We start from the raw sequence: 13671 nt of genomic DNA, 5'->3' as shown, positions 1-13671 counted from the left end.
CAACGACAGCGGCAAGCGCAGCGGTCGCCGGCCGGTGCGTGGCGGTCGCGCGGGGCCGCGCTCGCTGCTCTTCCTCATTGCCCGCATCGTTGCCAAATACGATCCGCACATGGCCGCATTCCATCAGCGGTTGCAGGCCGCCGGCAAAGAGAAAATGGTCATACGCATCGCGCTCGCCCGCAAGCTGCTCGTCATCCTCAATGCAAAAGCACGCGACGCGCGCATCGAGTTCGCAAATGCAACTTGACACCTCAGATAGTCGCTCATCCGTCTCGGCGCTATCGCGCCGATCCACCTTCTCCCACAAGGGGAAAAGCGGAAGCCCCGCCGCCCCACATTGACCTTCCCCCGACTTCCGCTACCCTCTGCCCTCGAAGCGGCCGTTCAAGAGCCGCGCTGGAGGAGACTGGGAGAGAGCGGCATGATCCTGACCCTGGCGCTGCTGGCGGGCCTTGTCTTTGCTTGGCTGCTGATCGCGGTGATCGAAAGGTTCCGGCTCGACCTGCGCTTCACCCAGGCGCTGCTCTACGTGCCGTTCAAGCTCGCCTACGGCATCGCCGACAACCGCATCCGCATCGCCCGCAGCGCGAAGACGCCGGTCATCTACGTGGTCTCGCACCAGTCGCGCATCGAGCCGGCGCTGATGCTGTCGCTGCTTCCCGACGACACGCTGCATATCCTGGACGAGGCCTCGGCGCGCTCGCCCTGGCTGGAGCCATGGCGCGAGCTTGCGCGCACGATCGCCTTCAACGCCGAGCATGTCTTCGTCAGCCGCCGGCTGGTGCGCGTGCTGAAGGGCAAGGGACGGCTTGCCGTCTATCTGCCGGACAATGTCGAGCCGGACGTCAAATCCTTCCGGCTGTTCCGCGCCATCACCCGCATCGCCATGCAGGCCGACGCCCGCATCGTGCCGATCTTCGTCGCCGGCACGCGTGACCTGCCGGTGTCGCTGACGCCGAAGGAGAAAGCGCCCCGCCACTGGTTCCCGCGGCTTTCGGTGAGCGTGCTGGAGCCGATGACCATCGCCGAACTTGTGGCGCGCAACCCCGAGATGGTCTCCAACACCAATGCCCTGTTCGACCGTTTCGCCGAAGCGCGGCTCTACGGCACCAATCTCGACCGCGGCCTGTTCCTCGCCATGCGCGACGCCGCCGACCGCATCGGCGCTTCCCGCCCGATCATCGAGGACGTGATTTCGGGCTCGCTCAGCTATCGGAAGCTGTTCATCGGCGCGCGCGTGCTCGGCCGCCATTTCGAGGCGGTGACGGCGCCCGGCGAAGCGGTCGGCCTGCTCTTGCCCAACGCCAATGGCGTGGTGCTTTCCTTGGTCGGCCTGATCTCGGCGGGACGCGTGGCGGCAATGATCAACTACACCGCCGGCCCGGCCAGCGTGACGGCGGCGATCCGCACCGCCGTTGTCAGGACGGTCGTTTCCTCCCGCGCCTTCATCGAAAAGGCAGGCATCGACGACATCGTCGCCGCGGTCGAGGCGGGCGGAGCCAGGATGCTGTGGCTGGAAGACGTGCGCGCCGGCGTGACGGCCCTGGACAAGGTCGCCGCCGCGCTTTTCTGGCGCTTGCCGCTGCAGCGGCAGCAGGCGTCAAAACCGGCGGTCATCCTGTTCACCTCGGGCTCGGAAGGCACGCCCAAGGCAGTGGTGCTGTCGCACCGCAACCTTCATGCCAACGCCATGCAGGCCGAGGCGCGCATCACGATCTCGCCGGCCGACATCCTGCTCAACGTGCTGCCGGTGTTCCATTCCTTCGGGCTCACCGGCGGCACCATCCTGCCGCTGGTCACGGGCGTGAAATTGTTCCTCTATCCCTCGCCGCTGCACTACAAACTCATCCCGGAGGTCGCCCGCAAGGTGAAGCCGACCGTCATGTTCGGCACCGACACCTTCCTTGCCAACTATGCCCGCACCGCCAAGGACGGCGACTTCTCCAGCCTACGCTTCGTCGTGGCCGGCGCCGAGGCGGTGAAGCCTGAAACGCGGCGCACCTACCGCGACCGCTTCCAGGCGTCGATTATCGAAGGGTTCGGGCTGACCGAAGCCGCCCCCGTGGTGGCTGTGAACACCGCCATCCACAGCCGCGACGGCACGGTCGGGCGGCCACTGCCGGCAATCCGCATGAAGCTGGAGCCGGTCGAAGGAATCGCCGAGGGCGGCCGGCTGTGGCTCGACGGGCCGAACATGATGATGGGCTACATGACGGCCGACCGCCCCGGCGAATTGCAGCCGCTCGAAGGCTGGCACGATACCGGCGACATCGTCTCGATCGACCGCGAAGGCTTCATAACCATCCGCGGGCGGGCCAAACGCTTCGCCAAGATCGCGGGCGAGATGGTGTCGCTGGGCGCCGTCGAGATGCTGGTGCAGTCGCTGTGGCCGGAAGAGCGCCACGCGGCGGTTGCCGTGCCCGACAAACGGCGCGGCGAGCGCATCGTGCTGGTCACCACCGCCGATGACGCCAATGCCGAGGAACTGCGCCAGTTCGGCAAGAAGGCGGGCGCGGCCGAATTGATGGTGCCGAACGACATCATCAAGGTCGATGAGATCCCGGTGCTGGGCTCGGGCAAGACGGATTATATTTCGGCGCGCAAGCTGGCGATCGACAGGCTGGGGTTGGGTGTGGCGGCGTAGGCACGCCGCCTTTCCGCTGCGGATCCCGTCAAAACTGCACGCAACACGATACGGACCGCGATGCTGGCCACGCCGTCATGCCGCATGCCTCCAGGTGGACAATCGGTGGTGAGTGACCATTTACTCACTTGGGCCTCACCAAGTGCGAGGTAAAGTGATGGCAAAAATACTTGTGACCGGCGGTACCGGGCATCTTGGCCGCGATCTGGTGCCGGAGCTGACAATTTCGGGCCACGATGTCAGGCTGTTGGCCAGGAAACCGCAACCCGAAACGTCCGTCGAATGGGTGCAGGGTGACCTGGCAACCGGTGCCGGCTTGGACGAAGCACTTAGCGGAATCGACACCGTCATTCACGCCGCGACGCTGTCGCCGATCGCCAAGCGCGGAATGAGGCTGGCTGACTTCTTCTCCAGCCCGGCTGACGTCGATATCGATGGCACGCGGCGGCTGCTTGCTGCGTCGCAACACGCCCGAATCGCGCATTTTGTCTTTGTGTCGATTGTTGGCCTCGAGGGCAGCACCCTACCCTATAGCCGCGTCAAGCTGACGGGCGAGCGCCTCGTAAGAGCGTCGCCGCTGTCCTGGTCGGTGATCCGCGCAACACCGTTCTATTACCTGCTGAAGCAGATGCTTGAAGGGCTGAAATGGCTGCCGGTCTGGCTGCTGCCCAGCTCGCCGTCGAACCCGGTCGATACGCGCGACGTCGCAAGCTATCTCGCCCAAGCGGTCGTCGATGGCGAACGCGGCATGCGGCCCGAGATCGGAGGCCCCGAGGTGATGCCGTTCTCGACCTTCGCGCGACAATATCGCGATACGCTCGGATTGCGCCGCCTGGTGTTGCCGCTCCCGGTCAGCCGAAGGATGAGCCGCGCCATGGGACTGGTCGAGACGACTGAACGCCTTGGCCAAAGACGCTGGGTTGACTGGTTATCGCAACATTGAGGCCGGAGACCAGCCGAGGCCCTGTTCCCGATCGCGTGCGCCATTTGTGCGACGGAGAGGGACGGCCTTCGATTTCCCGCCTGATGCTATTTTGGTGCGAATCGTGCGTGAAACATCGAGCAGAACGGGACCCAGGATGAAGGCTCCATCGACTGCGCGCGAGCGCATTCTGCGCGAAGCAATTCGGCTTTTCGCCGATCGCGGATATGACCGCACGAGCATTCCCGAGATCCAGGCTGCAGCCGGTCTTTCGCGAGGCTCCGGGGCTCTCTACAAGCATTTCCCCTCGAAAGAGGCGCTCCTTGCCGCAGCGGTCGACCAGTTCGTAGACACAGCGCGACAAGGACGGACCGAGCTTGCAGAAATGCCGCGCCCCATCGATCACAAGGCGCGACAGCTTGTCGAAGGTATGCTGGAGAAGCTCGGCGCCAACCGTGACACGCTTCGAATCTTATGGCGTGATCTCGAGCACTTCTCGCAATTGCGGTCCAAGGCACGCGACGAGATCATGGCGAGGACATATCTCGCTGTCGCCGGGTGGTTGAAGGAAGGTCAGCGGCGGGGAGAATTGCGCCCGCATGACAGCGAGGCGGTGGCTGCAGTGATCGTCGGCAGCGTCGCCATGTTCCGCGTCTTCGAAGCGATCTGGGGAGAGCGTGCGATCGACGTCAGCGATGAACGCTTCGCAGCCGCCTGGAGTGACCTGCTGGCCCGGGGGCTTCAACCCTAGACTGGCTCAGCGTTTGTTAGAATCGCCGACCTGCTCCAACTGTTTGTTTTCATGCAAATTCCGGACGGAAGCGCCGCCTAGCCAATATCCGACGGCGGCACCTTTTCCCCTTCAAGCTTTGCCCGTTTCGAATAAGCGCGCACCGAGAACGGCAGGAACAGCAGATAGCCGGCGACGGAAGCCGTCAGCGTGTACCAGGGATAGGTCATCAGCAAGAGGATATAGAGCACCACGCCGAGGATGACCGGCAGCACCCTGTCGCCCGGCACCTTGATGCTCTTGCCCGAATAGACCGGCAGCCGGCTGACCAGAAGGAAAGCGATGAGCACGGTGAAGCCGGTGGCGATGAAGGCGGCTGGCCGTGTGGGCTCCAGACCCAATCGCAGGAAATAGAGATAGAGCGGCAGCATGACCAGCACGGCGCCGGCCGGGGCCGGCACGCCGACGAAATATTCGGTCTGCCATGCCGGCTGGTCGGTGTCGTCGGCCAGCACGTTGAAACGGGCTAGCCGCATGCCGCAGGCGATGGTGAAGAGAAGCGCCGCGATCCAGCCCGGCGAGCCGGCGCGGTCGAGCAGGAAGGCATAGAGCACCAGCGCCGGCGCCACGCCGAAATTGACGATGTCGGCCAGCGAATCCATCTGGGCGCCGAATTTCGAGGTGGCCTTCAGCATGCGCGCCAGCCGCCCGTCTATGCCGTCGAGGAAGGCGGCAAGCAGCACCATGACCACGGCGATCTCGAAACGGTTCTCGAAGGCGAAGCGGATGCCGGACAGACCGGCGCAGATGGCAAGCACGGTGACCAGATTGGGCAGCACCATGCGCATCGGGATCTCGCGGATGCGCGGACCGCCGCTGGCATGGGCCTCGAATTTTTTGAACGGCGCGCCCAACGCTCAGGAAACCCTGACCAAGGGCGTGACAGCGCTGCCGGCGAATTCGGCAAGCACGGTCTCGCCGCCGACCGCCGTCTGGCCGACCGCGACGCGCGGCACGGCGTTCGACGGCAGGAAGACGTCGACGCGCGAGCCGAAGCGGATCAGGCCGAAACGCTCGCCGATCGCGATCGAGCCGCCGGCCTCTGCCCAGCAGACGATGCGCCGCGCCACAAGGCCGGCGATCTGGACGGCTGCGATCGTGCCGTTCGGGCTGTCGATGACCAGCCCGTTGCGCTCGTTCTCGGCGCTTGCCTTGTCGAGCTCGGCATTGAGGAATTTTCCAGGCTTGTGCTCGATGCGCGTGATCCTGCCGCGCACCGGAGCGCGGTTGATGTGGCAGGAAAACACGTTCATGAACACCGAAATACGGGTCATCTCACCCGCACCGAGGCCAAGCTCGCTCGGCGGCACGGCGGGGCCGACCGCCGAAACCACGCCATCGGCCGGGCTCACCACCAGCCGGTCGTCGACCGGCGTGACGCGCTCGGGATCGCGGTAGAAATACACGCACCAGGCGGTCAGGATCAGCCCGATCCAGAACAGGATCGAGGAGAAATAGCCGAGGAACAGCGTTGCCGCGGCGAAGGCGGCGATGAAGGGATAGCCTTCGCGATGGATCGGAACGAACGTATTCTTGACCGAGTCGAGAAGCGTCATAGGGCTTGGGGGCGGTCCCTGTTTCAGGTTGCGCCTCAATAGCGGAAAGCCCCACTCCCCGCAACGCAACAATGGGGAGGGGTGGGTGAAGCAGGCGTCGTCGCTGATAGCCATGACTTTCAGCGCCGACTGTAGGAACCTGGCCATCTCATCCGTCCTAGGCTGGACAACGCGCCCAGGAGCCAGCCAATGCCGTCACCAAACAGCGCCAGGAAAGCCAATCTCATCACCGAGGGACTTGCCTTCGGCGAGTCACCGCGCTGGCATGACGGACGCCTGTGGCTTTGCAACTGGGGCACTGGCGAGATCATTGCGGTCGATGCCGATGGCAACCGCGAGACCATGCTCACGGTGCCGGCGGTCCTGCCCTACTCCATCGACTGGTTGCCGGATGGGCGGCTGCTGGTCATCTCAGGCCGGGAAGGCCTTCTGCTCCGGCAGGAAGCGGACGGAACGCTGGTCACCCATGCCGATCTCAGGCAACTGTCGAAAAACCCCTGGAACGAAATCGTCGTCGATGGGCGCGGCAACATCTACGTCAATGGCGGCGGGCCGGCACCGGCGCCGGGCGAGCATTTCGGACCCGGCACTATCGTGCTGATCACGCCGGACGGCGCGGTGCGGCAAGTGGCCGACAACATTGCCTTCGCCAACGGCATGGCGGTGACGCCGGATAACCGGACGCTGATCGTCGCCGAATCCCACGCCAGGCGGCTGACTGCGTTCGACATCGGCGAAGACGGGAGCCTTTCCAGACGGCGCGTCTGGGCAGATCTCGGCAACGACTATCCCGACGGCATCTGCATCGATGCCGAAGGCTGCATTTGGTATGCCGACGTCCCGAACCGGCACTGTGTCAGGGTGCGCGAAGGCGGCGAGAAAATCGATCGGATTGAAGTCGATCGCGGCTGCTTCGCCTGCATGCTGGGCGGACCCGACGGCGGCACGCTGTTCATCCTCGCCGCCGAATGGCGCGGTTTCGAAAACATGGTCAGCGACGCCCGCACCGGTCAGGTGCTGAGCATCGCCGTATCCGCGCGGGGAGCCGGATGGCCTTCTTAAAGCGCGTCGCGCTGAAAGGGATTCAGGCGACGCGCTTTAAGTCTTTGTTTTATGCATGTCGTTGTCCCAGAACCGCTGCACACTTCTGGGCGACATGCATTAGAGTTCCGGCACGCGCTGATAGTTGGCGATGTCGGCCTTGACGCCGAGCCGGGCGATGGTTTCCTGCGCGCTGAAGGCGATGCGCTCATGCGCTGCCTTGACGATCGGCACCACCTTGTCGACGGCTGCCTGGCTTTCCCACTCGACGATGGTGACGATGTTGAACTCGCCCGGGCCGGAAAACTGCTCGAGCAGGAAGTCCTGCACGAAGCCTTCCTGCTGGCGCAGCAGTTCATGCGTCATCCTGGCCTTGCTGAGGATTTCCTCGCGCGCCAGCGCCGGCACGACGAACTTGTCGACCCGGAACACACTGCCCGTGCGTTGTTTTTTGGTGCTCATTTCGATCTGTCTCCGTTCCTGGAAGGTGCTTGGCAGGAGGCTCGGAGACGGGTTTGCAAGCTCAAGGTAAGTTGAGGTCAAGGGGTTTGCGCAACTTCCCCTTCTCCCCTTGTGGGAGAAGGTGGCCGCGTAGCGGCCGGATGAGGGGTGCTCCAGGGAACGCCGGCGTCTCACCCCGCTGGAACACCCCTCAACGGTCTCGGCGCTAGCTCACCTCCGACGTGCGTCTCCGCACAACCACCCCAAGCTCGTCGCCCTCGCGCGCAATGCGCAGCCGCTCCTCGGCTTCGGTCGCTTCGCGCTGGCGGTCCCACATCGAGGCGTAGAGACCATGTTTGGCCAGAAGTGCCGCGTGCGTGCCGCGCTCGGCGATCTGCCCGTCCTTCAGCACGATGATCTCGTCGGCCGAGATCACCGTCGACAGCCGGTGCGCGATGACGATGGTGGTGCGGCCCTTGCTGACGAGATCGAGAGCCGCCTGGATCTCTTGTTCGGTCTGAGTGTCCAGCGCGGAGGTCGCCTCGTCCAGCATCAGGATTGGCGGCGCCTTGAGGATGGTGCGGGCGATCGCCACGCGCTGCTTCTCGCCTCCGGACAGTTTCAGGCCGCGCTCGCCGACCATCGAGCGGTAGCCTTCGGGCAGCTTCTCGATGAACGGGCCGATCTGGGCAAGCTCGGCCGCCTTGCGCACCTCCTCCTCGCCGGCACCGACGCGGCCGTAGCGGATGTTGTAGGCGATGGTGTCGTTGAAGAGCACGGTGTCCTGCGGCACCATGCCGAGCATGGCGCGCAGGCTCTCCTGGGTGACGTCGCGGATGTCCTGGCCGTCGATCAGCACCTGGCCGCGCTGCACGTCGTAGAAACGGAACAAGAGCCTGGAGATGGTCGACTTGCCGGCGCCGGAGGGACCGACGATCGCCACCGTCTTGCCGGCTGGCACCTCGAAGGAGACGCCCTTCAGGATCTTGCGGTTCGGGTCGTAGGAGAAATGCACGTCGCGGAACTCGACCTTGCCGGCGCTGACCTTCAGCGGCCTGGCGTCCGGCTTGTCGACGATCTCCTGGGGCACGTCGAGCAGGTCGAACATGTGCTCGATGTCGGTCAACCCTTGCCGGATCTCGCGGTAGATGAAGCCGATGAAGTTGAGCGGCACCGAGAGCTGGATCAGCATGGCGTTGATGAAGACGAAGTCGCCGACCGTCTGCGTGCCGGCCTGCACTTCCAGCGCCGACATGCACATCACGACGACGGTGCCGAGGCCGAAGATGACACCCTGGCCGAAGTTCAGCCAGCCGAGCGAGGTCCAGGTCCTGGTCGCGGCGAACTCGTAACGTGCCATCGAGCGGTCGAAGCGCTCGGCCTCCATCCGCTCATTGGTGAAATATTTGACCGTCTCGAAATTCAAGAGCGAATCGATCGCCTTGGTGTTGGCGTCGGTGTCGCTGTCGTTCATGTCGCGGCGGATCGAGATGCGCCAGTCGCTGGCCTTGACCGTGAACCAGACATAGACCCAGACTGTAAGGGCGACCACGGCGACGTATTTCCAGCCATAGGTGAAGGCGAAGATACCGGCCGTCAGCGCGAATTCGAGGATGGTCGGCGCTGTATTCAGCATGATGAAGCGCACGATCGTCTCGATGCCCTTGGTGCCGCGTTCGATGATGCGCGACAGGCCGCCGGTGCGACGCTCGAGATGGAAGCGCAGCGACAGCTGATGCATGTGGACGAAGGTGCGGAAGGCGAGCTGGCGCACCGCATACTGGCCGACGCGGGCGAACAGCGCGTCGCGCAGCTGGTTGAAGCCGAGCTGGATCAGGCGCAGCACATTGTAGGCGATGACCAGCGCCACTGGCGCCAGCAGGAAGGACGGCAGCGGCGGCGGCGCCTTGGAGGCGTGGGCCAGCGCGTCGGTCGCCCATTTGAAGAAATAGGGGCCGGCGACCAGCGTCAGCTTGGCGACGACCAGGAGCAGCGTCGCCCAGGTGACGCGGGCTCTCAGGTCGGCGCGCTCGGCCGGCCACATATAGGGCCAGAGATTTCGCAGGGTCGTCAGGGTGTCGGCTTCGGCGGATACGGTCTTTTCGGCCACAAGTCTTGCCTTTTTGGGTGAGAGGGTCAGCGGCGCCAGAGCATGATGCTGAAAAGCGTGGAGCGGTTTTCGGAAGACATCATGGCTCTATCTCCGAGCCGCGCAGCAGGAATCGACGAGTTGGGTGAGCGAGGCGGAAACGCCCGCGAGGGCGGCATGGTCGACCGCGTAACGCGAACGCTGCCGATCGGCCTCGAAGCGGACCAGCCCGGCCTCGACCAGGATCTTCAGATGTTGCGAAACGGTCGACTGCGCGAGATCGAGATGGTCGACCACCTCACGGCACGAGCAGCAGCGGCTGGCCGAAAGATGCTTCAGGATCTCGATGCGCGCCGGATGCGAAAGCGCGGCCAGGCGGAGCGCAATGGCGCGGCTTTCCGTGCTGCGGGTTTCGGGGGATTCGGTCATCGTCCATCGGCGATAGACGATGAAGAGTGGCAGGGCAAGCTAGGCGGATGGGTAGATTGGTCGGAACTGCCGATCTCCCCCCTCGTGGGGGAGATCGGCTAATCGCCAACCTCACTCCGTCTTGGCCGGCGCCGCTGTCATTTGCTCGCCCATGGCCTTCATGTCGGCGGCCTCGCCTTCTTTCGAAGTCGAAGGCACCTTGAACACCTGGCCCGGCCAGATGCGGTCGGGATCGCGGATCTGGTCCTTGTTGGCGAGATAGATGGTCGAAAAGCGCGTGCCGTGTCCATAGACGCGGCGCGAGATGCGCCAGAGCGTGTCGTTGCGGCGGATGATGACCGCGCCGCCGGCATGTTCGAGCTTCGGCGCGACGGTCTCGGGCACGTCGGTCGAAGGCGTCGCCTCCGCAACCTTGGCGGGGGCTTCAGTGGCCGGAGCCGGTGCAGCGGGCTTGGCCTCGGCCGGCTTTGTCTCGCCGGTCTTTGTTTCACTTGGAGCGACGGCGGCGACCGACTCGCCGGGCTCGCGCTCGAACGGCACGGCGGCGCGGGCGACGACCTTGACGCCGTCACTATCCAGGCCATCGACGTGGATGGTGTAGTTGCCGACCGGAATGTCGCGCGTCGCTTCGATCAGGAAATGACCGTCCGGCGAGGTCTTGGCTTCGCCGAGCAGGATGGCGTCGGCGTAAGCGCGCACCTTGCGGCCCGGATCGGCCGTGCCGGCGACGAAGATCTTGCTGCCGTCGATCTCGACCGCTTCGACGGCGATCTTGGGCTCAGCCGCGGCGGCCGCCGGAGCGGAAGCCTGGTCGCCCGCGGCAGGCGCGGCGGCCGTGCTGGATGAAGCCGGCGCGGTCGTTGCCGCCTGGTCGGTGGCAGCCGGCGCCGCCGGCTTGGTCTCGGCCTGCGGAACAGTGATCAGTTGCGATGCCTTGCCCGGTTCCTCGACCATCGCCAGCACCTGACCCGTCGGGCTCTGCGGCACCGAGACGACCGCGGTCTGGGCCGAGGCGACGGCGGTGCCGCCAACCGTCTGGCGCAGCGTAATCGTGTAGTCGCCGGGCTTCAGCGGATCGTCGAGCACGATGGCGAAGGCACCGTCAGGACCGGAAACGGTTGAGCCGAGCACCGTGCCGCCATTCAGGATCTCGACCCTGGCGTTGGGCGCGGCGCTGCCGGCGACTACGATCGAGCCATTGCTTTCGACGCGAACGACATCGAAGGTCGGCAGCGTCGGCCCGGCTGCGGCGGCCGGCGCCCGGGCAGGCGTTGTGGTGGCTGGAGCCGTCTCATTGTTAGCCGATGCCATTGTGTTGGCCGGCGCCATGGCATTGTTCGCTGGCGCCATCGTGTTGGCCGGGGCCATCGTGTTTGCAGGAGCCTGGGGCACGCGCCCCTCGGTGGTCGCGCTTGAGGAGTCAGCCGGTTTCGCGTCGGTCTGCGGAAGCGCGGCAATCTGCGCCGGCTTCTGGTTGAGATACGGGTCGAGCGCACCCGAAACATAGGCGCTTCCCGCCACGACGACGGAGCCGCCGGCCGCGAACAGAAACGCCTTCAATGGATTGACAGCCATACTTTCCCTACCCCCTTAGCCACCTAACGCTCGGTCTAGCCTGTTTTGCCGAGTCCGACAAGAAAAAGCCCGCCCCTGGGCTTGACCCCGCCGACCGTCCCTATCACCAATCATCGTCATGAACACGATTCGATCCGTCTGCGTCTATTGCGGCTCGTCTCCGGGCCGCGACGAGGCCTATATCAAGGCCGGCCACACACTTGGCCGCTCACTTGCCAAATCCGGGTTGCGCCTGATCTATGGCGGCGGCACCAAGGGTATCATGGGCGCTGTCGCCGACGGCGCGCTCAAGGCCGGCGGCAAGGTCACCGGCATCATCCCGCGCTTCCTGATCAACAAGGAGGCGACCGAAACCGCCCTCGACAAACTCGACGAGCTGCTGATCACCGACAACATGCACGAGCGCAAGCACAGCATGTTCGAAAAATCCGACGCCTTTGTGGCGCTGCCCGGCGGCATCGGCACGGTGGAGGAAATCGTCGAGATCATGACCTGGGCGCAGCTCGGCCATCACCGCAAGCCGATCGTCTTTGCCAACATCAAGGGTTTCTGGGACCCGATGCTGGCGCTGCTCGAGCACATGTCGGCGGAGGGCTTCATCCACACCGCGCAGCGCGTCAAGCCGCTGGTGGTCAACGACCCGGAAGCGATCGTCGCCGCCATCATGGTGGCGGGCTCGTCGGTCGATGCCCCGACGGAGGGGGTGCAGTCGGTGATAGACAAGATGTAGGCTTCAGGTGAGGCCGGCCTGCAGACGGCGGCTTCCTGCGCTTCCGGTGCTCACGTACTTCAAGTACGCTCCGCTCCGGTTCTCGGAATCCGTCATTTTCGGCGCGGCCTGACCTGAAGCGCGCCGCGCTACCCTTTCCTCACCTGTGCCTTCAAATCCCCAATCACCGCCCTTCGATCATTGCGCCGCCAAGCCAGATGGATCGCCACGCTGCGCTTGAACCAGGGCAGGTCGCGGAAGACGATGCCTGCTGGCGCTGCGGCGCGGAGGCTTTCCTGCACCGTCGCGAGGCCGAGGCCGGCGCTGACCAGGCCGAGCGAGGTCAAGGGATCGGCCGTCTCGTAAACGATGTCAGGCACGAAGCCGGATTCGGCGCAGGCCGCCAGGAATTGCGCGCGGTTGGTATCGCCGGGCTGGCGTACGACCGTGATCCAGACGCGGCCGTCGAGCTGGCCGGGCGCGATGCCGGCAACATCAACCAGCGGATCGCCCTCCGGTAGCGCGAGCACCAACGGCTCACGCCGGACCAGCATGCTGTCGATATCCGGATCGCCATCGGGCGCCGGGGAATAGACGAAACCGAGATCGAGCACGCGTTGCCTCAGATCCTCGAACTGCGCCGCCGTTCGCCGGCTCCTGAGTTGCAGATGGAAATCCGGCCGCGCGCGGCGGAAATCCTTCAGCATGTCCGCGACAAGCCCTGAATGCACCGCGCCCTCGACATAGCCGATGGCCAGGCTGCCGCTTGCACCGCTGGCAAGGTTGCGGCCGAGCTCTTCCAGCCGCGCCGCGTTGGCGAGCAGCCCGCGGGCCTCGGCAAGGAAGGCCCTGCCCTCGGCGTTGAGATGGACGCGCTGCTTCGCCCGCTCGAACAGAGCGACGCCGAGCTGCTCCTCGAGCTGGATGATCTGCCGGCTCAAGGGCGACTGCGAGATGTGCAACTGCCCGGCGGCGCGGCCGACATTGCCGGCCTCGGCGACAGCGACGAAATATCTTATCTGGCGCAGGTCGAGCATTTTTCGCCTCCACGGATCAAGACCTTGAACGTCTCAACTATAGCCTAATCAGTCTTGGACAGTCTGGCCAGGTGGCGCGATATCTCCCTCGGCAACCGGCCACAAAGGAGATCGCCATGCAGTTCTTTGCCTTACTCACCCGCAACACCCAGAAGTTCAGCGACGCCGATTTCGCGCCGCTGCTGCCGCCCGAATCCGAGCAGCGCAAGACGCTTTATGCGCAAGGCGCCGTGCGCCAGATCTGGAACCGTGGCGACATTCCGGGCAGCGGCATGATGTTCGAGGCGGCCGACGAAAAGGAAGTGCGCGGCCATCTCGCCACCCTGCCATTGATCGAGGCCGGCATGATGGACATCGCGGCGATCGTGCCGCTCAGCCCGTATCCGGGTTTTGGTCCGAAGCGCTGAGGCAGAGTCCAGGTGCCGCCGCCTGCTTGGC

General features: G+C 64.9%; 13 protein-coding genes and 1 pseudogene. 7 read left to right on the top strand and 7 right to left on the bottom strand.

Annotated elements, in window-relative coordinates; translation table 11 throughout:
* The 4 genes and pseudogenes from YU3_RS0103610 to YU3_RS38555 form a co-directional block, all read left to right on the top strand.
* A pseudogene (locus YU3_RS0103610) lies at positions 1-247 on the top strand (IS110 family transposase); the annotation flags it as partial.
* 174 nt (positions 248-421) lie between these two features.
* Entirely contained in the window at positions 422-2644 is a 2223-nt protein-coding gene (locus YU3_RS0103605) for an AMP-binding protein (RefSeq protein WP_027164959.1), read from the top strand.
* A gap of 172 nt (positions 2645-2816) precedes the next feature.
* Positions 2817-3587 carry an NAD(P)H-binding protein gene (locus YU3_RS0103600; RefSeq protein WP_245273402.1) on the top strand — a complete coding sequence of 257 codons (771 nt, stop codon included), beginning with the start codon at positions 2817-2819 and terminating at the stop codon, positions 3585-3587.
* Positions 3588-3681: 94 nt separating this feature from the next.
* Positions 3682-4317, top strand: coding sequence for a TetR/AcrR family transcriptional regulator (locus tag YU3_RS38555; protein ID WP_245273412.1), 636 nt, complete (start codon positions 3682-3684; stop codon positions 4315-4317).
* A 77-nt stretch (positions 4318-4394) separates the two neighbouring features.
* Here the strand turns inward: YU3_RS38555 and YU3_RS0103590 are convergent, their stop codons facing one another.
* Both YU3_RS0103590 and YU3_RS0103585 read right to left on the bottom strand, forming a co-directional pair.
* Positions 4395-5138 (bottom strand): phosphatidylcholine/phosphatidylserine synthase, encoded by a 744-nt coding sequence (locus YU3_RS0103590; RefSeq protein WP_245273411.1) that lies wholly within the window; start codon positions 5136-5138, stop codon positions 4395-4397.
* A gap of 75 nt (positions 5139-5213) precedes the next feature.
* Positions 5214-5912, bottom strand: coding sequence for a phosphatidylserine decarboxylase (locus YU3_RS0103585; RefSeq protein WP_027164956.1), 699 nt, complete (start codon positions 5910-5912; stop codon positions 5214-5216).
* Positions 5913-6101: 189 nt separating this feature from the next.
* On the opposite strand from YU3_RS0103585, the gene YU3_RS0103580 reads away from it, so the two are divergent.
* Positions 6102-6974: an SMP-30/gluconolactonase/LRE family protein gene (locus YU3_RS0103580; protein WP_027164955.1), complete on the top strand. Its 873-nt coding sequence runs from the start codon at positions 6102-6104 to the stop codon at positions 6972-6974.
* A gap of 99 nt (positions 6975-7073) precedes the next feature.
* Here the strand turns inward: YU3_RS0103580 and YU3_RS0103575 are convergent, their stop codons facing one another.
* From YU3_RS0103575 to YU3_RS0103560, 4 genes are all read right to left on the bottom strand, one after another.
* On the bottom strand, positions 7074-7415 hold the full coding sequence (locus YU3_RS0103575; RefSeq protein ID WP_027164954.1) for a hypothetical protein: 342 nt from the start codon (positions 7413-7415) through the stop codon (positions 7074-7076).
* A gap of 205 nt (positions 7416-7620) precedes the next feature.
* Positions 7621-9504: an ABC transporter ATP-binding protein/permease gene (locus YU3_RS0103570; RefSeq protein ID WP_027164953.1), complete on the bottom strand. Its 1884-nt coding sequence runs from the start codon at positions 9502-9504 to the stop codon at positions 7621-7623.
* A gap of 87 nt (positions 9505-9591) precedes the next feature.
* Positions 9592-9912 carry a metalloregulator ArsR/SmtB family transcription factor gene (locus YU3_RS0103565; protein ID WP_027164952.1) on the bottom strand — a complete coding sequence of 107 codons (321 nt, stop codon included), beginning with the start codon at positions 9910-9912 and terminating at the stop codon, positions 9592-9594.
* 111 nt (positions 9913-10023) lie between these two features.
* Positions 10024-11487, bottom strand: a complete 1464-nt coding sequence (locus YU3_RS0103560; protein WP_027164951.1) for a LysM peptidoglycan-binding domain-containing protein — start codon at positions 11485-11487, stop codon at positions 10024-10026.
* Positions 11488-11605: 118 nt separating this feature from the next.
* On the opposite strand from YU3_RS0103560, the gene YU3_RS0103555 reads away from it, so the two are divergent.
* The gene (locus YU3_RS0103555; protein WP_027164950.1) at positions 11606-12217 is read left to right on the top strand and encodes a TIGR00730 family Rossman fold protein; all 612 of its coding nucleotides are present in this window, start codon (positions 11606-11608) and stop codon (positions 12215-12217) included.
* Between the two features lie 128 nt (positions 12218-12345).
* Here the strand turns inward: YU3_RS0103555 and YU3_RS0103550 are convergent, their stop codons facing one another.
* Positions 12346-13233, bottom strand: coding sequence for a LysR substrate-binding domain-containing protein (locus YU3_RS0103550; RefSeq protein WP_027164949.1), 888 nt, complete (start codon positions 13231-13233; stop codon positions 12346-12348).
* Positions 13234-13349: 116 nt separating this feature from the next.
* On the opposite strand from YU3_RS0103550, the gene YU3_RS0103545 reads away from it, so the two are divergent.
* Positions 13350-13640 carry a muconolactone Delta-isomerase family protein gene (locus YU3_RS0103545; RefSeq protein WP_027164948.1) on the top strand — a complete coding sequence of 97 codons (291 nt, stop codon included), beginning with the start codon at positions 13350-13352 and terminating at the stop codon, positions 13638-13640.
* The last annotated feature ends 31 nt before the right edge of the window (positions 13641-13671 follow it).

The sequence above is a fragment of the Mesorhizobium sp. WSM3224 genome (assembly GCF_000427725.1).
Lineage (GTDB): Bacteria > Pseudomonadota > Alphaproteobacteria > Rhizobiales > Rhizobiaceae > Mesorhizobium.
This window is presented reverse-complemented; position numbering and strand designations above follow the sequence as displayed.